The organism is Amycolatopsis sp. GA6-003, from assembly GCF_046267895.1.
In the GTDB taxonomy this organism is placed as follows: domain Bacteria; phylum Actinomycetota; class Actinomycetes; order Mycobacteriales; family Pseudonocardiaceae; genus Amycolatopsis.
Map to the genome: position 1 here is coordinate 3,862,794 of NZ_CP176499.1, position 21,079 is coordinate 3,883,872.

Sequence of the window (21,079 nt, forward strand, 5' to 3'; positions counted from 1 at the left end):
AACCAAAGCCAGCCCGCCACAGCACCACCGCACTCAACCAACCCAGCAGCTCAACCCTCAAAACCAGACCACAACCCCCACACCCTCACGCAAAGCCACCCACACCACAGCAAACCCGCCACAACACCACCACACTCGATCAATCCGGCAGCATCGGCATCTCCATCCCCGCCTCGTGGCTCAGCAGCGCCGCCCGGGTCAACGCGGCCGCGCCGAAGCGGTTTCGCAATGCGTCCACCGCTGAATCCAGCGCCGTCGCCTCCGCGGACATCGCTGGGCTGGCCGGTTGGTCCAGCGGCAGCGCCAACTGCACCGCGCCATGGCTGTCGAGGTTCGAGAACGACAGGCCCAGCAACGTCAAACCCCGGTCGTACACCAGCGGTTGCGCCGCCGACAGCAGACCGCGGGCCGCGTACAGCAGCGTTTCCGTGTGGTCGGTGCTGTCGGCGAGCGTGTGCGACCTCGTGGCGCGGGTGAAGTCTGCGAAGCGCATGCGCAGCACCACCGTCCGGCACACCCGCGACGCGCCGCGCAGCCGCCGCGCCAAACGGTCCACAATGGACACCACAATCTCGTCCAGTTCGGCAGGCGACCGTGAGCGGCGGCCCAGTGCGCGTTGCGAGCCGATCGAGCGGCGGCGTTTTCCCGGCTGCACCGCGCGCGGGTCGCGGCCGTGCGCCAGGGCGTGCAGGTGGCGTCCAGTGCCTGGGCCCAGCATGGAGACCAGCGCGGCCTCGGGCAGTTCGGCGACTTGGCGCACGGTGCGCACGCCCCGCTCCCGCAGCTTCGCCGACGTCACCTTCCCCACTCCCCACAACCGCTCCACCGGCAGCGGATGCAGGAATTCCAGCTCGCGCTCCGGCGGCACCACCAGCAGGCCGTCCGGTTTCGCGACGCCGCTCGCCACCTTCGCGAGGAATTTCGTGCGCGCCACCCCTACCGTGATCGGCAGCCCGACCCGCGCCAGCACCTCCGCGCGCAACCGCACCGCGATTTCCGACGGGCTCCCGGCGATCCGCCGCAACCCGCCGACGTCCAAGAAAGCTTCGTCGATCGACACCCCTTCCACCGCCGGCGTGGTCTGCCGGAACACCTCGAACACCGCCTTGCTCGCCGCGCTGTAGACCGACATCCGCGGCGGCACCACCACGGCATGCGGGCACAACCTCCTCGCCTGCGCCCCGCCCATCGCGGTGCGCACGCCCAACGCCTTGGCCTCGTAGCTCGCGGCCAGCACCACACCGCCGCCCACGATCACCGGCCTGCCGCGCAGCCGGGGATCGTCGCGCTGCTCGACCGAGGCGTAGAACGCGTCGAGATCGGCGTGGAGGATCGGTCCTTCGCTCGTCACGAACATATGTTCGCATCGAACCCCGACAAAAACCGGGATCCGTTCACTCGAACGGAGTAGAAAACTTTCCCGGAGCCGAGACGGAACGCGCTAATCTCTCCCCCGTGCGGCTCGCCCTGTTCGACCTCGACACCACGCTCGTCGATCGCGCGGAGGGATTCCGCCGCTGGGTGTGGGAGTTCTGCGCGGAGCACCGGCTCGCCGACGCGGACGCCGCCTGGCTCATCGCCGCCGACGACCGCGGGCGCGCCGACCGGGCGACGTTCTTCAAGAACGTCCGCGAACGGTTCGACCTGCAAGAAGCCGACCTCGAAGCCGCCTACCGCGAACGCCATCCCGCGCTCGTCCCTGCCGCCCCCGGCGTACTGGCCGGATTGCCCCGGCTGCGCGCGGCGGGCTGGCGGATCGGCGTCCTCGGCGAGGGCGAACCGCAGCTCGCCACGCTGTTGTGCACCGGCATCGCCGGGCTCGTGGACGGCTGGGCGCTCGCCGGGCCGGACGGACTGTCCACATCGGACCCGAAGCTGTTCGCCCTCGCCGCCGAACGCTGCGAAACCACGCTGGACGACGCCTGGCTGGTCGGCGCGGACGTCGAACCCGCACGGTCGGCCGGATTGCGCACCGTGCGGGTCGGCCCGGAGCGCGACACCGCCGCGGCGATCGCGCTCCTGCTCGAGAGCTAGTTCTCGGTGTCGATCTGCCAGGTGCCGTTGCGCTGCGACATCGTGTAGACGTGCGACTCGGTCGTAGTGCCGCCGCTGGCGCGATGGTAGGTGATCCTCGCGCTGAGCTTGTTCTCGCCGATGACCTGGACGTCGTTCGCGGTCACCGAACTGAACTGGCTCCACCACGACTTGTACCGCTCGAAGGTCTGCTTCTTCGCGGCCCGGAACCCGTCGCTGAGCATCGCCCAGCCGCCATCCAGATTGCCCGGAAGGTACGAGAAGTAGGTGCGCAGCGCGGCCGCCATCGCCTCCGGCGAGTTCGTCGCCGAGCTGGACGGCGGAGGGCTGCTCGACGGCGGAGTCGACGGCTGCGTCGAGGTTGCCGGTTGCGAAGCGGACGAAGGCGCCGGAGCACTGCTGGCCGAGGAACTCACCGCGGCGGGCGGCGGGTTCGCGGCCGGCTCCTCCTGCCCGTGGTTGCGGGTGAGGAGGACAGTGACGATCACGGCGACCACGACGAGCAGCGCGCCCGCCCCGGCGAAGATCATCCCGCGCCGTCTTCGGTCCGAACCCGCGGGCGGCGCGGCGGCGCCCGCGGCCGGAACCGCGACCGTGGCCGGCACGACCGGCGGTTTGGCGTCCGGCAGCGTCGGCGGCTCCGGAACGGTCGCGACCGGAGTGACGCCGCCGTCGAGTTTGCGCAGTTCCTCGACGACCTCGGCCATCGACGGCCGGTCCTCCGGCTTGAGTTCCAGCAGCTTCAGCAGCAGCGGCTCGAGCTTCCCGGCCTGTTTCGGCGGGTTGATCGAACCGCTGGAAACCCGGTACAGCAAGGCGATCGCGTTGTCCGCGGTGCCGAACGGCGGGTCGCCCTCCACCGCCATGTACAGCGTCGCGCCGAGAGCGAACACGTCGGACGCGAACGTCGCCTCCTCGCCGCGGGCGACCTCGGGCGCGAGGAACGCGGGCGTGCCGGAGATCTCGCCGGTCGCGGTGAGCGTGACGTCGCCGACCGCGCGGGAAATGCCGAAATCGGTCACCTTGACCGTGCTGCCGTCGTCGCCGAGCAGGACATTGCCCGGTTTGACATCCCGGTGCACGATGCCCGCCCGGTGCGCGGCGGCGAGCACGCCGGCCAGCTGCACCGCGAAGGAGATCGCCTCGTCGACGCTCAGCGGCCCGTCCTCGCGCAGTTTCACCGCGAGGCTGCGCGAGGGCAGGTACTCCATGATCAGCCACGGCCGGTCCTCGTGCTCGACCACGTTGAACACCGAGATCGCGTTCGGATGCTGCAGCCGGGCGGCGATGCGGGCCTCGCGCATGGCGCGGTTGCGGGCTTCCTCGACCTTGTCCTCGCCCTGGTTCACGGGCATGAGGAGTTCCTTGACCGCGACGACGCGGCCGAGGATCTTGTCCTCCCCGCGCCAGACCATCCCCATCGCGCCGCTGCCGATCAGTTCGACGAGCTCGTAGCGACCGGCGACCTGCCGGCTCTCCTCGGTCAACGGAAAACCCTTCGGTGCGACATCATCCACGGACGGCGATCACCCAGTTTTCCACGGACGGCCGGAGCCGGATCCGCGACCCACCCGCGCCCGGCCGGGGTTGCTCCGGGTGGCCGAGTCACGACAGGGTGAGCACATGACCACGACGGCGCCGTCCTTCCGGAGCGTGTTCCGGATGGGCGAATTCCGTGCGCTCTGGCTCGCGCACGTGCTGTCGGTGGCAGGTGACCAACTAGCGCGGGTCGCGCTGACTGTGTTGGTGTTCAACCGAACGGCGTCCGCGGGCTGGGCCGCCGGGACGTACGCGCTCACCTATTTGCCGGACCTTCTCGGTGGTGCGCTCGGCGGACTCGCCGACCGGTTCCCGCGGCGGACGGTGCTCGTGGTCGCCGATGTCGTACGCGCAGTGCTGGTCGCGCTGATGGCGATTCCCGGCATGCCCTGGCCGGTCGCCGCCGGACTGCTCGTAGTCGTCCAACTCGCGGCCGGACCGTTTCAGGCGGCTCGGCAGGCGGTCCTGCCGGACCTGCTGGGCGAGGAGAAGCTGGCGACCGGCCAAGCGATCCTCTCTTCGACGTACCAGGCCGCACTGGTGATCGGCTTCGGCGCGGGCGCCGCGGTGGTCGCGTGGCTCGGGGTTTCGGGCGCGCTGTGGGCGGACGCGGTGACGTTCGCGGTGTCGGCAGCCGCGCTGCGCTGGGGTTTGGGGCGGTACCCGGTCTCGAAGGTGTCCGAACACGCGCCGCAATGGGCGTCGCTGAAGGCCGGTTGCCGGCTTGTCGCGCGGGACCGGAAACTGCGGTCGCTGCTGGCGATCGCGTGCTGCTGCGGGTTTTACGTGGTGCCGGAGGGCCTGGCGGTGCCAGTCGCGGCGCAACTCGGCGGCACGGGCGTGCTCGGCTGGCTGCTGGTGGCGAACCCGATCGGGACGCTGCTCGGCGCGCTGCTGATCAGCCGGTTGCCGCGAGCGCGGCAGGTGCGGTGGCTGGGCCCGCTCGCGGTGGCGAGCAGCCTCGTCCTGCTGCCGACCGGCTGGACGCCCGCGTTGCCGGTGGTCGTGGCGGTGTGGACGGTGTCCGGGATGTTCTCCGCGCACGACTTGATCACCCAGGTGCAGTACAGCCTCGCCGCGCCGCCGGAACAGCGCGGCCAGGTGATCGGAGTCGCGATCGCGGCACTGCGGGCGGCGCAGGGCCTGACGATCGCCGCCGCGGGCGCACTGGCACTGGCCTTCGCCCCGACGACGGTGGTCGCGATCGCCGCGGTCGCCGGAGCTGGCTGCGCCGGAGCGGCCGGAATCGCGTGGACGCGAGCGGCCCGCGCGGCGCGGCCCCGCCGAACTCCCCTCGACGAGGCCACCCCACCTCCCGCGCCGTAATCCGCGGGACGAGCGCGCCGCGGGACTGGTTTCGGTCACGTCCAGTTGTTGTCACGCATGCCCTCTCACCTCCTCGTGGGCGGGATGGGCGGTCAGCGGGTCCAGTTGTTGTCGCGCATGGGGACGGCTCCTTTCGCGGCTTGGCGGTCGGTTGGTTGCGGGATTCAGCGGATCCAGTTGTTGTCACGCACGGCGACGGCTCCCTTCGCGGCTCGGCGGACGGGCGGTTGCGGGATTCAGCGGATCCAGTTGTTGTCGCGCACGGCGATGTCTCCTTCTCGGGCAAGGCGGATCGGCGGGGCTTCAGCAGGTCCAGTTGTTGTCACGCACGGCAGCGGCTCCCTTCGCGGCTCGATGGCGGTGGTCGGCGGAACTCAGCGGGTCCAGTTGTTGTCGCGCATGGCAGCGACTCCTTTCGCGGCTCGACGGCTGGCGGTTGCGGACGTTCAGCGAGTCCAGTTGTTGTCACGCATCTCGAATGGCTCCCTTCATGAGTCCATAGGCAGTGGTCGACGGAGATTCAGCGGTTCCAGTTGTTGTCGCGCACGGCGGCAGCTCCCCTCGCGAATCGGCGGTCGACAGTCGGCGGTCGGCAGGTTCAGCGAGTCCAGTTGTTGTCGCGCATGGCAGTCGTTCACCTCCTTCCTTCGCATTTCGTGCAGTTGTTTCAGCCGGTTCAGCGGGTCCAGTTGTTGTCACGCATCGCGGTCGTCTCCTTTCTGTCCGGATATCTCGATCACCTGGCAGTCCTCAGCGGGTCCAGTTGTTGTCGCGCATCGAAAGCCGCCTCCTTTCCGTTTTCGTTTCCGCATCCCGGATTCCCGGCGTGGCTCGGTTCACCAGTTGTTGTCCCGCACTGTGGGCACCTCCTCCCGTCTGCGAAGAGCTGCGGCGGCCGAAGTCTCGACCTCGAGTTGAGACCGCGACCGGGACCGCGGTCACCGGAGAGCGGTCCAGTTGTTGTCGCGCACGGTCGTCACCTCCGTTTCAGAGTCGCGCCTTCGGCGGTTTTCGCACGTCATCGCCGGGAGGACGGTCACCGAAAGTGGCCATGGGAGCCCAAAAGGGACCCTCGTGGATTCCCTGGTCCGGCCCGGATTCGGAGCCGCTGGCAACTACTCACAGTGGCCACCTCCCCTCGCCGGTCGCCTGACGCTGGGCTGTCCGGGCGAAATCGCCCCGGTGCTTCCCAGAGTCCGGACGACCGGCAGCACACAACGCGCCTCGTCGTTTACCGTAGAAGCCAATCGGGTGAGGTGAAGAGTGCGCGGACGAGTTGCCGGGTGGTTCACAGGCTGGCGCCTATGGCGATTGCCCTCTCACGTCCGCATGTACGTGCTGCTGGTGAACGTCGTGGCAGTCGGCACCACCCTCGCCACCGCGTGGCTCGCGCCGGTGCGTCAGATCGACCTGATCCGCTTCGGCGTGCTCGCCGTGTGCGCGGCGCTCGCGATCGAGGCGACCCGGCACATCGAGCGGCAACGCGAGTACAGCCGAGCACCCACCGTCGCGTACGTCGACACCAAAGCCGTGTGGAGCATCGCCGCCGTGGTCGCGCTGCCGGCGATCCTCGCGTCGGCGATGGTCGTGCTCACCTACGCCGTCGCCTGGTGGCGGATCTGGCCGCGCGAACGGCCGGTCCTGCCGCACCGCTGGATTTTCTCCTGCGCGTCCGTCCTGTGCGGCACGCAAGCCGCCGTCGCGGTGCTCGCGCTCGGCATGCACGCCTATCCCGGGGTGCTCGCCGACGGCTTCGGCCCGGGGCTGCTCGACCTCGTCGTCTTCGTGCTCGCCGCCGGGTTGCGCTGGGCGATCAACACCGCGCTCGTCATGGTCGCGATCGCGCTGTCGAGCCCGCCGCGGTCGTTCGGCGACCTGTTCTCCGGCTTCGGCGACCAGCTCCTCGAAGCGGGCGCGATCGGGCTCGGCCTGGTCACCGCGGCGCTCCTGCTGCTGGCCAACCCGCTGATCCTGGCGGGCGTCGTGATCGCGCTCGTGGCACTGCACCGCGGGCTGCTGCTCACCCAGTTCCAGCGCGACGCGCGCACCGACGTCACCACCGGGCTGGCCACCAAACGCTGGTGGCGCACGGTCGCCGAGCGCTACCTCGAGCGCGCGCGGGCGAACCAGGACAGCGTCGGCGTGCTGCTGCTCGACCTCGACCACTTCAAGGCGATCAACGACACCTACGGCCACCCCACCGGCGACCTAGTGCTGCGCGAGATCGCGCTGTCGCTGCGCGACGAGGTCCGCGAGCAGGACGTGTGCGGCCGCTGGGGCGGCGAGGAGTTCGCGATCGCGCTGCCGGACATCCCGAGCGCCGAGCACCTCGGCCACATCGCCGACCGCATCCGGCGGCGGATCCCGCAGGTGGTCGTCGCGCTGCCGGACCAGGACTCGGTGATCAGCGACCTGACCGTCTCGATCGGCTGCGCGCTGTACCCGGCGAAGCACCTCGCCAGCGTCGACGACGTGCTGGTCGCCGCCGACGCCGCGCTGTACCGGGCCAAGCAGGCGGGCCGGAACCGGGTCGAGCTGGCGAGTGCTTGACCGCCCTCTCGGGCCACCGCTAGAACTCGTCTCATGGACTGGACTTTCGAGGTCGTCGTCGTGCCGGTATCCGACGTGGACCGGGCGAAAGCGTTCTACGTCGACCAGGTCGGCTTCACCCTCGACCACGACATCAGTCCCGGCCCCGGCCAGCGCCTGGTGCAGCTGACGCCGCCGGGATCGGGCTGTTCGATCGTCCTGGGCAAGGGCATGGTGCCGGACATGCCGCCGGGGTCGCTGAAGGGCCTGCAGCTGGTCGTCGCCGACGTGCGCAAGGCCCGCGAGGAACTGGTCGAACGCGGCGTCGAGGTCAGCGAACTCCAGCTCTACGGCCCCGACCCGGGCACCGGCGCGCTCGAAGACCTCGACAACATCGGGTTCGTCCACTTCTCCGACCCCGACGGCAACGGCTGGTCCGTCCAGCAGATATCCGCCCGCGCCAAGCGGTAAGCGGCTAATCCACCAGCGCACCGGTCGTCGTGCAGGCCCGGTCGGACGTCACAGGTAACCGGCTAATCCACCAGCGCACCACAGCTGACGTTCACCGTGGCCGCAGTCATCGTCCGAGCCCGATCGGACGCCACAAACGCCGCGACCGCACCCACATCAGCCAACGTCGCCGTGCGTCCGAGCATGGTTGGCTCGGCTAGTTCCGCGGCGAGTTCTTCGGCGCCGGGGAAATCCGCGGGAAGGGTTTCCGGGATGCCGCCGGTTCGGAGGGTCACCGTGCGCACGCCGTATCGGCCGAGTTCGGCGGCTAGTTGGCGGCGCATTGCTTCCAACGCGGAGAAGCCGACTTGCAGGCCGCCGACCGCGTGGTTGCGTACTGGGTCTCCGTCGCCGCCGAAGAGGAGGACGACGCCGTTGCCTTGGCGCTTCATGTGGCGGCCCGCGGCGCGCATGGTGAGAAACGTGGTGCGGACGCCGTTGACCACCGGCTGTTCGTAATCGGCCAGCGACATCTCGACCATGGGCGTTCCCTGGACATCTCCGTGGCTGATCACGTTCACCGAGATGTCGAGACTGCCCGCGGCTTCGACGACGGCGTCGGCATGCGCGTCGACGGACTTCTCGTCGAGCGCGTCGACTACCGCGACCTCAGCCTCGCCGCCAGCGGCGCGGATGTCGTCGGCGACTCGGTCCAGCTTTTCGCGGGTGCGTCCGGCCAGGAAGACCCGCGCGCCCTCCTCCGCGAACGCCCTGGCGAACGCGCCGCCGATTCCTCCGCCAGCGCCGTACACGACCGCGTTCTTGCCTTCGAGCAGCATTTTCTCCGGCTCCCTTCTCGTGTCTGTCACCAGTACGTCGAGCGGGGAGCCGGGGAATCGACCTCAGGGGCGGGTCGCACCCATCGGGTTGGGAATCGGCACACCTCCGCTGTCGATGATGCGCCGGCTCAGCGGGACCGCCAGTTCCAGCACCCGGTCGACGCCTGCCGGACCCAGTGCTTCGAGCGGAGCGGCAGCCAGCAGGTCGGTGGTTTCTTCAATGGTGCGGCGGACTTCCGCGCCCGCCGGGGTCAGCCCCTCGGCGTCGAGCAGGCCGCGCTCGACCAGGTTTTCCGTTGCCGCAGACCATTCCTCGTCGGTCCAGCCACGGGCGCGCTGGACTTGCTCGCGGGCGGTAGCTCCCGTGGCGACGTGGCTGAGGGTGGTTTCCAGCCCGGTCAGACCAGCCGCGACCGCGGCTAGGACGTGCCCGTCGCCGCGGTGTTCGCGCAGCACCGCGGTCGCCAGCCACAACCGGGCCAGCGGCCGGTCCGGGCGAGGCACTGCGGACCAGGCCGCGGCGAGCGGGCGGGCGTCGAACTGGCAGGCGGCGGCCGCCTGTTCCAGCAACGTGGCCAGTTCGTCCACGCTTTCCGGCCCGAGCAGCCGCGTCAAGGCCGCTTCGACCGCTTCCACCCGCGTGCGCACGACGTCGGCCGGAGAGGCGAACGACCACGCGTCGGGCAGCGCTCGCTCGACCATCCGCGGTGCGAAGCCGAAGAACATCGACGTGACCGGTTCCGGGCCGATCGGGCCGAGTGGCGCCGCTCGGCCCGCGAAGTAGCCCATCCACCAGCCGCGCAGGCCGACGTCCTTCGCCGCCGCGGCGGGTTCCGGGGCGAAGTAGACGACTGCGTGCAGAGGTTCGATGGCTGTCCAGAGGTCTCGGGCCGGGTTCGGCTTCATGCGACCGACTCTAAGCCCGGGGTACGACAAAAACGGGCGCGCGAAAAAGAAGCCCGCCGCCCCGGGAGAGGGGCGACGGGCCGTGGAGCCGAAAAACCTCAGGCGAGTTCGAGGCCGTAGGACTGCAGTTCCAGAGTCAGCGGGTAGAAGTAGCTGGTCTGGGTGTCGCCGCCGGAGAGGGTGCCGAGGCCCTTCTCGCCGTCGTACGCCGGGCCGCCCGAGTCGCCGTGGTCGGTGTGGGCGGTGGTGCCGAACTCGTGGTTCAGGACGCCGACGTCGAAGTTGACCGACTCGTCCACCGAGGTGACCTCGCCGCTGCCGCCGCCGGTCGTCTGGCCCATCTTCTCGATCTGCTCGCCGACGGTCGGGGTGCCGGCGCTGGTGATCTGCTGGCCGGTGTTGATCGCGCCGGGGCCGGTGCCGTTCGGGCGGGTCAGCAGGCCGGAGTCGGCTCCGGGGCAGTCGCTTTCGACGACCTGGGCGCCGGAAACGTCGCCGCCGGACCAGGTGCCGCCCTCGTTGGTGCAGTGGCCCGCGGTCAGCATGTACGGCTGGCCGCCCTTGGTCACGTTGAACCCGAGCGAGCAGGTGAACTGGCCGTTGTTGATGGAGTCGCCGTCCGCGATGTAGGTGGACAGCTTGCCCGAGCGGTGCTCGACGCGCGCCGCGTCGCCCAGCTTCGCCGCGGCGGCGGTGACCTTGTCCTTCGTGGCCTGGGACGCCGAGTCGTAGATCTTCACCACGACCTGGTTGGTCTTGGTGTCGATGCCCCACGACGTCTGCGGCACGTTCTTCACGGTGTCCATCTGGTTCTTCGCGCCGGTGAGCGCGGTGAAGCTGTGCTTGACGAGCTTGGTCGCGAAGCCGGCGGCCTTGGCCTTCTCCTGCGCCGCGGCGTCGGTGACGTTCAGCACCGCCTTGCCGCGTTCGAGGTAGATGCCGCCGTTTCCGGCGCCGAGCGTGTCGGCGACCTGCGTCGCCTGGGTGATCGCCTGTGCCTGCATCTGGGCGAACGCCATCGGGCTTGCCGAGGCGGCGTTCACGCACATGCCCGCGGTCAACGCCGCGGCCGACAGTGCGGTGAATCCCGCGACGAGCGTCTTCCGGGAAGTCATGGATCTTCCTCCAGGTGGGCTGAAACCGACCGGTGGGACGCCCCACACTTTTGTTGCCCGGCAACCAACGCGAAACCGACGAAGGTTGGTTAATAACCAAAAAATGCGGACCAATCGGACATAGCTGCGCCGTTCGGACCACCTGGAATCCCCCGAACGGCACCGCTGACCTGCGTCAGTGCTGCCCGGGCCACCGGACGTGCTCGGCGTAGCCCTCGTTCTTGCGCAGGTACCCGGCGATGAACGGGCACACCGGAACGATTACGCCGCCGCGCGCCACGACGTCGTCCAGCGCGGCCTTCGCCAGCACCTTGCCGAGCCCGCGGCCGCCGAACTCGTCGCCGATCTCGGTGTGGGTGAAGACGGTTTCGGTGTCCTTCGGGGTGAACTCGGCGAAGCCGGCGAGCTTGCCGTCCGCATACACTTCGTAGCGGTTTTCGCTGTCGTTGCGGGAGACGCGGGGTTCTTCTTCGCTCATCTTCGGCTCCTCGTGGTCGCTTCCCGTTCGCCGTCCCGATCTCCACCATCGAGCGACGCGGTTGTACTCAGCGCCCATCAAAACAGCCCTCGTCCTCGGCCGCATGAGCGATGCGCGGCGATCTCAGGAGTGGCGTGCCGGCGCGGGTCTTCCGCCGCGCCGGTGCGGTCTGTTTGCCTCGGGGAGTCGGTACCCGCGACCGCGAGGGGAGCCCGCGTGCAGCCGTTCGTCCTGCCCGAGTTCTATCTGTCGTACCCGGCCCGGCTGAACCCGCACCTGGACGGCGCGCGGAAGCACAGCAAGGCGTGGGCGTACTCGATGGACATGATCGACGTGCCCCAGCACGGCACCGTCATCTGGAACGAGCACGACCTCGACTCCCACGACTACGCGCTGCTGTGCTCCTACACCCATCCCGACGCCGCCCCTCGGGAACTCGACCTCGTCACGGATTGGTACGTCTGGGTCTTCTACTTCGACGACCATTTCCTGGAACTGTTCAAACGCACCGGCGACATCGACCACGCACGCGCTTACCTGGACCGGATCGCGCGTTTCATGCCCGCCGAAGGCGCGATCACCGAAACGCCGGAAAACCCCGTCGAACGCGGCCTGACCGACCTGTGGAACCGCACCGTCCCGCATCGTTCGCCAGGCTGGCGACGACGCTTCCGCGAAAGCACGCGCAACCTCCTCGATGAATCTCTCTGGGAACTGGCCAACATCAACGAAAGCCGGGTAGCGAACCCCATCGAATACGTCGCCATGCGCCGCAAAGTCGGCGGCGCGCCCTGGTCGGCGAACCTGATCGAACACTCCCTGAACGCCGAGGTCCCCGACGAAATCGCGGCCAAACGCCCGATGGAAGTCCTGCGCGACTGCTTCGCCGACGCCGTCCACCTGCGCAACGACCTCTTCTCCTACCAGCGGGAAGTCGAAGACGAAGGCGAACTCTCCAACAGCGTCCTGGTCTTCGAAAAGTTCCTGGGCTGCACCACGCAGGAAGCCGCGAACGCGGTGAACGACCTGCTGACCTCGCGCCTGCACCAATTCGAACACACCGCCCTCACCGAAGTCCCCGCGCTGTTCGACGAAAACGGCGTACAACTAGCCGGACGAGCCGAAACCCTCGCGTACGTCAAAGGCCTGCAAGACTGGCAATCCGGCGGGCACGAATGGCACCTGCGCTCAAGCCGCTACATGAACAAGGGCGCCCTAGACGCCCGCGGCGGCCCAGAAATCCTAGGCGGCCCTTCTGGACTAGGCACCTCCGCCGCCCGCATTTTCCGCTCCGTCGCCACCACCGCGCCCCAACGCACGCGAGCGTTCACCCACCAGCCATACGAACAATTAGGCCCAGTCGCTATACCTTCCCTCCCTTTGCCCTTTCCCCTGCAACTGAGCTCGCACTTAGCCGCGGAACGCAAGAAAATCACCGATTGGCCGCAACGCATGGGCCTGCTGTCGGAGGGACTCTGGAACGCCGTCCGCTTGCGCAAGACCGACATCCCGCTGGCCTCCGCCGGCCTCTGCCCCGCCGCGCCTCCGGAGCAATTGACCCTCACCACCGACTGGCTCACCTGGGGCACCTACGCCGACGACTACTACGCGGAAGTCCTCGCACACGACCTCTCCGCGGCCAGGCTGACCACCGAACGCCTCAAACTCTTCATGCCCGCCAACGGCGAACCCCCGCCCCCACCGCAAACCGCACTGGAAACCGGCCTGGCCGATCTCTGGCAACGCACCACCGGTCCACTGAGCCCCGCCGAACGCGAAGCCTTCCGCGCCACGGTCGAGTCCATGATCGACTCCTGGGTGTGGGAAGTGGCCAACCAGGCCCAAAACCGCATCCCGGACCCCATCGACTACGTCGAAATGCGCCGCCGCACCTTCGGCTCCGAACTGGTGACCAGCATCAGCCGCCTGACCAACAGCCGCACCGTACCGCCGGAAATCCACCGGAACCGAGTCATCGAAGCCTTGGAGGATTCGGCCGCCGACTACGCCTCGCTGATCAACGATTTGTTCTCCTACCGCAAGGAAATCGAGTACGAAGGCGGCCTGCACAACGCCGTGCTGGTAGTCCGGTCCTTCCTGGACGTGGAACAAGACCGAGCCCTCCAGATCGTCGCCGACCTGGCCCAAGCAAGACTGGCCGAGTTCCAGCACGCAGCAGACGTAGGACTGCCAGGACTCTTCACTGACTACAACCTGGACGCGAAAGCACGCGACACCCTCACCGATTACGCGGATTTGCTGAAGAACCTGATGACCGGCATCGCGAACTGGCACCACAATTCCGCCAGGTACACCGACGAAGAACTGGACCGAGTCCGAGCAGCACAATCCCCTGCCGAGCCAATCGACACCGCCAACGCCCTAAAACACCCAGGCTGCACCGGCACCACCCCACCCCAGGCAGGCGAAAAACCCCGCCTCCACCTGGCCGCCACCGGCCTGGGCACCCAATCCCTGCACATCCCCACCCCAGCCAACTCCACCACCGGCCCGTAAGGGCCACCTTCACAGACTCAGAGCCCTAAACCGCACCGCTGCACCCAAACAGCGAGGCACCCACCCCTCCCCCCGCCCCCGATACGAAGCCTCCCTGCGGTTCGGGGGTGCTTGTCAAGGCATCTTTCCCGCCTTGACAAGCACCCCCGAACCGTCAGCACAATCAAGCTTCGGGGGCCCCACGCAACCCATAAAAAGCAATGTCGCCCCCTAGGGCGACGAGCCGAAACACCCCCCGAAACAGGTGCGCCCCACCACTCCGCCGAGCATCCCCGCGCACCTCCGGCAATACTCGAACCGTGACCAGCCCAACCCTCCACTTCCTAGGCCACGCGACCACCCGCGTGGAACTAGCCGGCCAGGTCGCCCTCACCGACCCAGTCCTCACCCGCTGGATCGGCCCCCTGACCCGAGTAGTCCCGAAACCGGACGTCTCAGCCTGGACCGGAGCGGACCTAGTCCTCATCTCCCACCTCCACGGCGACCACCTCCACCTCCCCTCCCTGAAGCTCCTGGGCAGAGCCACGAGAATCGTCGTCCCCAGAGGCGCCGGCTCCTGGCTGGCCAAACAGGGCTTCACCGAGGTGGAGGAACTCTCCCCAGGCCAAACCATCACCTCCGGCGACCTGCGCATCACCGCCACGACCGCGGTCCACTCCGGCCACCGCTGGGGCCCCCGCCTCACCCACGGCCCGCAAAGCCCCGCCCTGGGCCACCTCCTCGAGGGCGACAACCAGCGGATCTACTCGGCAGGCGACACCGACCTCTTCCCCGGCATGGCCGACCTGGGCCCGGTAGACGTAGCGCTCCTCCCGGTCTGGGGCTGGGGCCCCAACCTCGGCCCCGGCCACCTCACCCCGGAACGAGCCGCCGAAGCCGCCGCCCTGCTGCGGGCCCGAACGGCGGTCCCGGTCCACTGGGGCACCCTCGCCGTCCCCGGCCTGCACCGCACCGCCAAGATGCGCCGACTCCTCGTGGAACCCCCGCGCACCTTCGCGCACCACGTCCGCCGCATGGGCCTGGACACCGAGGTGCTGCACACCCGCCCCGGCTCCGACGTCCTGCTCCCTGCCCGCGAGGAGCGCGGGTGAATTGGACAGACCCGTCAGCGATCGGCTACCCGGCGCTGTTCGGCGGAGTACTGCTCGGCTCGGTAATCCCGATCGTCCCGACCGGCGCGCTCGTCGGCGCGGCGGCCGCGGTCGCGATGACCACCGACCACCTCTCGCTCCCGCTGGTCATCCTGCTGGCGGTCGCGGGCGCGTACCTCGGTGACGTGATCACCTTCGCCGTCCCGAGGTTCGGCAGTGAACCGCTGCTGCGCTTCGTCGAACGACGCCAGCAGGCCGAACGCCTCGCGAAGGGCCGCGAGCAGTTCGCGAGGCGCGGCTGGCAGCTCGTGGTGATCGGCCGCCTGGTACCCGCCGGGCGCATCCCCGTGCTGCTCGCCGCGGGCACGCTCGGCTATCCCTGGCGCAAGTTCCTGCCGTCCGGCCTCCTGGCCTGCGTGCTGTGGGCGGTGGCGTACTCGCTGCTGGGCATCCTCAGCGGCGGCATCTTCGACTCGCCGCTGATCGCGACGCTGCTCGCCACCGCGCTGGTGCTGCTGGTGACCGTGCTGACCACGCTGATCTCCAAGAAACGGGCGGCCCATCAGACGGGAGGACACCGATGACGACCCCTGCTCCGGCGAAGGGCCGGTTGTTGCGCGGCGGCCGGGTCGTCGCGCGGGTCCTGCTGGTCTGGGTGGCGGTCACCGGTGCGTTGCGGCTGCTCGACGCGTGGCTCGACGGGTTCACGATGCAGTCGTGGTGGCAGCCGACGGTGTGCGCGCTGCTTCTCGGGCTGCTCGTCTCCGTGGTGTGGCCGCTCGTGGTGCGGGTGGCGTGGCCGATCGCGTACTTCACCCTCGGCGTCGGCACGTACGTCCTGCTCAGCGCCGCCGCGTTGGCGATCCTGCAGGCCGTGCCCGGCGTGGAACTGCATGGCTTCTCGACCGCGGTCGTCATCACCGTCGCGATGTCCGCGGTGGGCGCGGTGATCTCCAGCGTGCTGGCCGTCGACGAGGACGAGATCTTCTTCCGTCGCGCCGCTCGCCGTCGCCGGAAAGCGAAGCACCGCACCGATTTCGCCGATGAACCGCCAGGCGTGGTCTTCCTGCAGATCGACGGGCTCGGCTACGACACCGTCCGCCGCGCCATCCGGGACGGCGACATGCCGACCTTCGCCAAGTGGCTGTCCGAGGGCACGCATTCGCTCACCCGCTGGCACACCGACTGGAGTTCGCAGACCGGCGCGAGCGTCTGCGGGATCCTGCACGGTTCGAACCACGACATCCTCGGTTTCCGCTGGTACGAAAAGGATCGCGACCACGTCATGGCGTGCGCGCACCCGGCCGACGCGGCGGAGATCGAGCGGCGGCACAGCGACGGACGCGGCCTGCTGTCGATCGACGGCGCGAGCCACGGCAACCTGTTCTCCGGCGATGCCCCGCACGTCAGCCTGACCATGAGTTCGGTGCCGGTGCTGACGCCGCGCAAGCGTCGCCGGGACCGGGTCGGCGCGGGTTATCGCGCCTACTTCGCCAATCCGGTCAACGTGTTGCGCACCTTCGGCGTCGCGCTCGCCGACGTCGTCCGCGAACTGTCCGCTGCCGCCAAGCAGCGCCGCGCCGGCGTGCTGCCGCGGATCCCGCGCGGCGGCATCTACCCGCTCGCCCGGCCGGGCACGACAGTGATCGCGCGCGACGTCGTGGTCTCCGCGATCATCGGCGACATGCTCGCCGGGCGGCCGGTGGTGTACGCGGATTTCCTCGGCTACGACGAGGTCGCGCACCACTCCGGCATCGAACGGTTCGACACGCTGGAGGTGCTGCGGTCGATCGACCAGCAGTTCGCCCGGCTGCAGCGGGCCGGTCGGCTTTCGCCGCGGAAGTACCACATCGTCGGGCTCTCCGATCACGGGCAAACCCAGGGCCAGGCGTTCGTCGACCGGTTCGGCGAGACCATCGAAGCGCTCATCGGACGGCTCTGCGGCGGCGAACCCGTTGCCGAACAAGGAAAGCGTCGCCAGGCGGAGAGCTGGCAGGTCAACGCGGCACTCGCCGAGGCGAGCGCGAGCGGCGGCCTGATCGCGCGCCGGCTGCGGGCCCGGGTCGAAGGCGCGGAAGGAGCGGAGAACCGGCCGCGCACCGCGACCGGCTCGCCGGGGCAGGTCACGCGGGTGGCGCCCGGGGTCGTCGCGGTGGTGTCCGGGCATCTGGCGATGGTGTCGTTCACCGAGCACGAGGGCCGGGTCGAGCTGGAGACGATCGAACGCGAGTACCCGGATCTGCTGCCGACGCTGGTCGACCACGACGGCGTCGGATTCCTGCTCGTCCGCAGCCGCGAATTCGGGCCGGTGGTGCTGGGCCGGGACGGGTTGAAGCGGCTCGCCACCGGCGTCGTGATCGGCGAGGACCCGCTGGCCGACTACGGTCCGTACGCCGCCGAGCTGGTCCAGCGCGTCGACAGTTTCCCGCACTGTGCGGACATCATGATCAACAGCCGGTACGACCCGGACTCCGACCAGTCCTCGCCGTTCGAACGGCACGTCGGCTCGCACGGCGCGCTCGGCGGACCGCAGCAACGCGGATTCCTGCTGTATCCGCGAGAATTCCCGGCACCCGGCGAACCCGTCGGCGCGGAGGCCGTGCACCGCGTGTTCCGCGACTGGCTTACCTTCCTCGGCCACCCGGAACCCGGTGCAGCCGAAGAAAAACCCGCTATCGTCACCTCGGAGGCAGTGTCATGAGCAACCCCATCGTCTACGGCGCGAGCTGGTGCCCGGACGTCAAACGCAGCCGTGCGCTGCTCGACGCGAAAGGCGTCGAGTACGACTACGTGGACGTCGAGGCCGACCCCGCCGCCGAAGCCCGCGTACGCCAGCTGCAGGACGGCGCGCGCCGCATCCCGACCATCGTCTTCGCTGACGGCAGCCACCTCGTGGAGCCGAGCGATGACGAGCTGAACGCCCACCTGTCCCGGTGACGCCGCTGACCGAACTCCCGCTGGGCACGCGGGTTGTGGTGCGGTACCGGATCGAGGGCGGGTTCACCGACGCCCTTGGTCCGCTGCGTGCCCGCGACGCCGAGACGTGCACCGTCGAGACGAAACGCGGCCTGGTTGTCGTGCCGCTGGCCGCGGTGGTCGCGGCGAAGCCGGTGCCACCTCCTCCGCAGCGGAAATCGAGTGGCCCGCCCGAGCAGAATTTGTGACGATCGAGTTATGCGCACTTTCGACGAGTTGGTAGCCGAAGCCGCGTCAGTCTCCGTGGACGGCTGGGATTTCTCCTGGCTCGAAGGCCGGGCCAGCGAGCAGCGGCCGTCCTGGGGTTATCAGCGGCTGCTCGGCGAACGGCTGCGGGACGTCCAGTCCGTTGTGGACATCCAGACCGGCGGTGGCGAAGTGCTGGCGGGAGTGCCGGTCCTGCCGCCGTTGACGGTCGCCACCGAATCGTGGCCGCCGAACATCGAGAAGGCCGCCGCGTTGCTCGAACCGCGTGGGGCGACCGTCGTCGCGGACACCGACGAGCCGCCGCTTCCGTTTCAGGACAACACGTTCGAAATGGTCGTCAGCAGGCATCCGGTCACCGTCTGGTGGGACGAGATCGCGCGGGTGCTCAAGCCGGGCGGGAGTTATCTCTCGCAGCAGGTTGGGCCGTGGAGCGTGTTCGAGCTGGTCGAGTACTTCCTCGGGCCGCAGCCGCCGGAGGTCCGCAACGGCCGGCATCCGGACCACGCGAAGGCCGGGGCGGAGAAGGCCGGGCTCGAGGTGGTGGATTTGCGGTTCGAGGAACTGCGCACGGAGTTCCACGACGTCGGCGCGGTGATTTACTTCCTGCGCAAGGTGATCTGGATGGTCCCGGGGTTCACTGTGGACAAATACCTGCCGCGGCTGCGTGAGCTGCACGAGGAGCTGCAGAAGGGGCCGTTCGTCGCGACGACTACTCGGTACCTGATCGAGGCACGCAAGCCCTCGTGAGTGGCAATGCCGGTTCTAACCGGGATAAACACTCACGAGAACCGAGCGACAGCCGCCTCGATCCCGTCCGCCAGCACCGCCACGCCGGCCTCGAAACTCAGCCGCGCCTCATGCTCCAAATAGGACACCCCGGCCGGCGGCGGCGCACCCTCCGAACCGAGCCGCGCGACGTTCGGATACCGCTGCGCCAGATCCGGGGCCAGCTCACCGAGCGCTGCCGTCCGCGCCCGCCACCAGTCCTCATCGGACAGTCCGGTTTCCTTCAGCGCCAGCCGCGATTCGGCGGCGATCTGCACCGTGCCGCGCACGACGTTGAGCAGCGCGCCCACCAGCCGGCGCACCTGACCGGCGGGCAGTCCGGTCGCGAACAGCACCCGCAGCACCGTTTCCTGCATCCGGAACTCCCCCGGGCCCAGCACCGGCCGCGCGTAGGAAACCTGCAGCAGCCACGGGTGCCGCAGATGGAATTCCCACAGGTCGCCGGCCAGTTCGAGCAAAGCGGGACGCCAGCCGCCGGACAGGTCGTGGTCGGCGCGCAGATCGCCGAACGCCTGGTCGCACATCAGGTCGATCAGCTCGGTTTTGCTCGGCACGTACGTGTACAGCGCCATCGCCGTGCGCCCGAGCCGTTCGCCGACCGCGCGCATCGACAGCGCCGCCATGCCCTCGGCGTCCGCGAGTTCGATGGCCGCGGCCACGATGCGGTCCACGCTCAGCGCGGGTTTCGGCCCCGGCGCGCTGCGCGGTTCGCTGCCCGCGCGCCACAGCAGCTCCATAGAACGGCGGGCGTCGCCCTGCCCCGCGAACACGACCACCGGCGACCCCTTTCCCCTTACAGGATAAAGGACCGCCGGGGCCGCCGGCTCAGCCGTCCACCTCGATCGCGAGCGCCGGGCACAGCTGCGCCGCTTCCTTCGCCTTCGCGTGCAGTTCCGCGGGCGGGTTTTCCTGGAGCAGCAGCACGATCCCGTCGTCGTCGCGCTGGTCGAACACCTCGGGCGCGACGAGCACGCACTGCCCGGCCCCGACGCAGCGGGACTGGTCGATCGCCACCTTCATCTCCCGGCTCCTTTCACCAGGTCACGGGGAGTGCGTGCACCCCGTAGACGACCATGTCGTGCTTGAACTTCAGCTCTTCGAGCGGCGCGGCCAGCCGCAGCGTCGGGATCCGCCGGTACAGCGTCCGGTACACCACCTGCAGTTCGACCCGCGCGAGCGGCTGGCCGAGGCACTGGTGCACGCCGTAGCCGAACGCGACGTGGTGGCGGGCCTGGCGGGTGACGTCGAGCTTGTCCGGCTCGGGGAACTGCGTCTCGTCGCGGTTGGCGACGTCGGTGGCCGCGATCAGGCCCTCGCCCGCGCGCACGGTCTGCCCGCCGATCTCCAGGTCTTCGAGCGCGACGCGGCGGCGTCCGGAGTGGACGATCGTCAGGTAGCGCAGCAGCTCCTCGACCGCGTTGGCCAGCAAGGCGTCGTCGCCGTCGCGGACCGCGGCGAGCTGATCCGGGTGCTCCAGCAACGCGACCGTGCCGAGCGCGATCATGTTCGCCGTGGTTTCGTGCCCGGCCACGAGCAGCAGCTGGCCCATCGAAGCCGCTTCCTCGACGGTCATCGCACCGGTCGCGACCTGACCCGTCGCGAGCCGGCTGAACACGTCGTCGGCCGGATCGCCGATCTTCTTCTCCACCAGCCGCGCGAGGTAGTCGAGCAGTTCCTCGGCCGCGGCGAGCGACTGTTCGGCAGTCGCCTCCCGGGAGACCAGGATCTTGCTGCAGCGGTGGAAAAACTCGCGGTCGTCGTACGGCACGCCGAGCAGTTCGCAGATCACCAGGGACGGCACCGGCAGCGCGAACGCCTGCACGAGATCGGCGGGTTTCGGCCCGGCCAGCATCTCGTCCAGCAGCTCGTCGACGATCTGCTGGATCCGCGGCCGCATCCGCTGGACCTTCTTCACCATGAAATCGCCGGTCAGCAGCCGTCGCTGGGCCGCGTGCTTCGGATCGTCCATGCCGATGAACGACTTGAACCGGTTGCGCCGCGCCTTGATCCCGGGCGTCTGCGCCGGATAGCCGGCGCGGTCGGGATCGGCGCTCACCCGCGGGTCGGCGAGCATCGCGCGGACGTCTTCGTAGCGGGTGAGCAGCCACGGTTCGCTGCCGTCCCAGATCCGCACGCGCGACACCGGCTCGTCGCGCAGCTTGCGCTCGAGGCCGGGCGGCGGATCGAACGGGCAGCGCCCGCGCGCCATCGGGAACCGCTCTGCCGGCCGGGCGTCGGCCATGACCGCCTCCTGGAGAAGTCGCCAAACGATCGTTCGGATACTTA

20 protein-coding genes are annotated in these 21,079 nt (G+C 69.2%); 11 read left to right on the forward strand and 9 right to left on the reverse strand.

The features are described 5' to 3' along the window. Window positions 1–139: 139 nt before the first annotated feature. Window positions 140–1,357, reverse strand: coding sequence for a DNA polymerase IV (gene dinB / locus F9C12_RS16905; RefSeq protein ID WP_409466535.1), 1,218 nt, complete (start codon window positions 1,355–1,357; stop codon window positions 140–142). Between the two features lie 98 nt (window positions 1,358–1,455). Here dinB and F9C12_RS16910 point away from each other — a divergent pair, with 98 nt between their 5' ends. Continuing rightward, window positions 1,456–2,034, forward strand: a complete 579-nt coding sequence (locus F9C12_RS16910; RefSeq protein WP_409466536.1) for an HAD family hydrolase — start codon at window positions 1,456–1,458, stop codon at window positions 2,032–2,034. Here the strand turns inward: F9C12_RS16910 and F9C12_RS16915 are convergent. Beyond that, a complete protein-coding gene (locus F9C12_RS16915) occupies window positions 2,031–3,521 on the reverse strand; it encodes a serine/threonine-protein kinase (RefSeq protein WP_409466537.1) in 1,491 nt (496 codons plus the stop codon). The genes F9C12_RS16910 and F9C12_RS16915 overlap by 4 nt on opposite strands. A gap of 136 nt (window positions 3,522–3,657) precedes the next feature. Between F9C12_RS16915 and F9C12_RS16920 the strand changes: the two genes are divergently transcribed. The 3 genes from F9C12_RS16920 to F9C12_RS16930 all read left to right on the forward strand — a co-directional run bounded on the left by F9C12_RS16920 (window position 3,658) and on the right by F9C12_RS16930 (window position 7,899). Then, the gene (locus F9C12_RS16920; protein ID WP_409182933.1) at window positions 3,658–4,899 is read left to right on the forward strand and encodes an MFS transporter; all 1,242 of its coding nucleotides are present in this window, start codon (window positions 3,658–3,660) and stop codon (window positions 4,897–4,899) included. 1,263 nt (window positions 4,900–6,162) lie between these two features. Further along, window positions 6,163–7,449, forward strand: a complete 1,287-nt coding sequence (locus F9C12_RS16925; protein WP_409466538.1) for a diguanylate cyclase — start codon at window positions 6,163–6,165, stop codon at window positions 7,447–7,449. A gap of 33 nt (window positions 7,450–7,482) precedes the next feature. Further along, on the forward strand, window positions 7,483–7,899 hold the full coding sequence (locus F9C12_RS16930; protein ID WP_409466539.1) for a VOC family protein: 417 nt from the start codon (window positions 7,483–7,485) through the stop codon (window positions 7,897–7,899). Window positions 7,900–7,961: 62 nt separating this feature from the next. Here F9C12_RS16930 and F9C12_RS16935 read toward each other — a convergent pair whose 3' ends face one another. The 4 genes from F9C12_RS16935 to F9C12_RS16950 all read right to left on the reverse strand — a co-directional run bounded on the left by F9C12_RS16935 (window position 7,962) and on the right by F9C12_RS16950 (window position 11,216). Then, a complete protein-coding gene (locus F9C12_RS16935) occupies window positions 7,962–8,717 on the reverse strand; it encodes an SDR family NAD(P)-dependent oxidoreductase (RefSeq protein ID WP_409466540.1) in 756 nt (251 codons plus the stop codon). Between the two features lie 63 nt (window positions 8,718–8,780). Next, window positions 8,781–9,623 (reverse strand): SCO6745 family protein, encoded by an 843-nt coding sequence (locus tag F9C12_RS16940; RefSeq protein WP_409466541.1) that lies wholly within the window; start codon window positions 9,621–9,623, stop codon window positions 8,781–8,783. Window positions 9,624–9,721: 98 nt separating this feature from the next. After that, entirely contained in the window at window positions 9,722–10,738 is a 1,017-nt protein-coding gene (locus F9C12_RS16945; RefSeq protein ID WP_409182938.1) for a S1 family peptidase, read from the reverse strand. Window positions 10,739–10,913: 175 nt separating this feature from the next. Further along, on the reverse strand, window positions 10,914–11,216 hold the full coding sequence (locus F9C12_RS16950; protein ID WP_101435558.1) for a GNAT family N-acetyltransferase: 303 nt from the start codon (window positions 11,214–11,216) through the stop codon (window positions 10,914–10,916). Between the two features lie 216 nt (window positions 11,217–11,432). Between F9C12_RS16950 and F9C12_RS16955 the strand changes: the two genes are divergently transcribed. The 7 genes from F9C12_RS16955 (at window position 11,433) to F9C12_RS16985 (ending at window position 18,754) form a co-directional block, all read left to right on the forward strand. Next, window positions 11,433–13,733, forward strand: a complete 2,301-nt coding sequence (locus F9C12_RS16955; protein WP_409466542.1) for a terpene synthase family protein — start codon at window positions 11,433–11,435, stop codon at window positions 13,731–13,733. 299 nt (window positions 13,734–14,032) lie between these two features. Then, window positions 14,033–14,824 carry an MBL fold metallo-hydrolase gene (locus F9C12_RS16960; protein WP_409466543.1) on the forward strand — a complete coding sequence of 264 codons (792 nt, stop codon included), beginning with the start codon at window positions 14,033–14,035 and terminating at the stop codon, window positions 14,822–14,824. Beyond that, a complete protein-coding gene (locus F9C12_RS16965) occupies window positions 14,821–15,408 on the forward strand; it encodes a DedA family protein (RefSeq protein WP_409182953.1) in 588 nt (195 codons plus the stop codon). Before F9C12_RS16960 ends, F9C12_RS16965 begins: the two co-directional genes overlap by 4 nt. Continuing rightward, window positions 15,405–17,525: a phage holin family protein gene (locus F9C12_RS16970; RefSeq protein WP_409466544.1), complete on the forward strand. Its 2,121-nt coding sequence runs from the start codon at window positions 15,405–15,407 to the stop codon at window positions 17,523–17,525. Before F9C12_RS16965 ends, F9C12_RS16970 begins: the two co-directional genes overlap by 4 nt. Beyond that, on the forward strand, window positions 17,522–17,761 hold the full coding sequence (locus F9C12_RS16975) for a glutaredoxin family protein (RefSeq protein ID WP_037361625.1): 240 nt from the start codon (window positions 17,522–17,524) through the stop codon (window positions 17,759–17,761). Before F9C12_RS16970 ends, F9C12_RS16975 begins: the two co-directional genes overlap by 4 nt. Continuing rightward, window positions 17,758–17,988: a ferrous iron transport protein A gene (locus tag F9C12_RS16980; protein WP_409466545.1), complete on the forward strand. Its 231-nt coding sequence runs from the start codon at window positions 17,758–17,760 to the stop codon at window positions 17,986–17,988. Before F9C12_RS16975 ends, F9C12_RS16980 begins: the two co-directional genes overlap by 4 nt. A 10-nt stretch (window positions 17,989–17,998) precedes the next feature. Continuing rightward, complete coding sequence (locus tag F9C12_RS16985; RefSeq protein WP_409182956.1) at window positions 17,999–18,754, forward strand: methyltransferase domain-containing protein; 756 nt, start codon at window positions 17,999–18,001, stop codon at window positions 18,752–18,754. A 32-nt stretch (window positions 18,755–18,786) separates the two neighbouring features. Here F9C12_RS16985 and F9C12_RS16990 read toward each other — a convergent pair whose 3' ends face one another. From F9C12_RS16990 to F9C12_RS17000, 3 genes are read right to left on the reverse strand one after another with little or no spacing between them, the layout of a single operon-like run. Next, window positions 18,787–19,569 (reverse strand): TetR/AcrR family transcriptional regulator, encoded by a 783-nt coding sequence (locus F9C12_RS16990; RefSeq protein WP_409466546.1) that lies wholly within the window; start codon window positions 19,567–19,569, stop codon window positions 18,787–18,789. A gap of 49 nt (window positions 19,570–19,618) precedes the next feature. Next, entirely contained in the window at window positions 19,619–19,813 is a 195-nt protein-coding gene (locus F9C12_RS16995) for a ferredoxin (RefSeq protein WP_409182958.1), read from the reverse strand. Between the two features lie 13 nt (window positions 19,814–19,826). Next, on the reverse strand, window positions 19,827–21,035 hold the full coding sequence (locus tag F9C12_RS17000; protein ID WP_409466547.1) for a cytochrome P450: 1,209 nt from the start codon (window positions 21,033–21,035) through the stop codon (window positions 19,827–19,829). Between the last annotated feature and the right edge of the window lie 44 nt (window positions 21,036–21,079).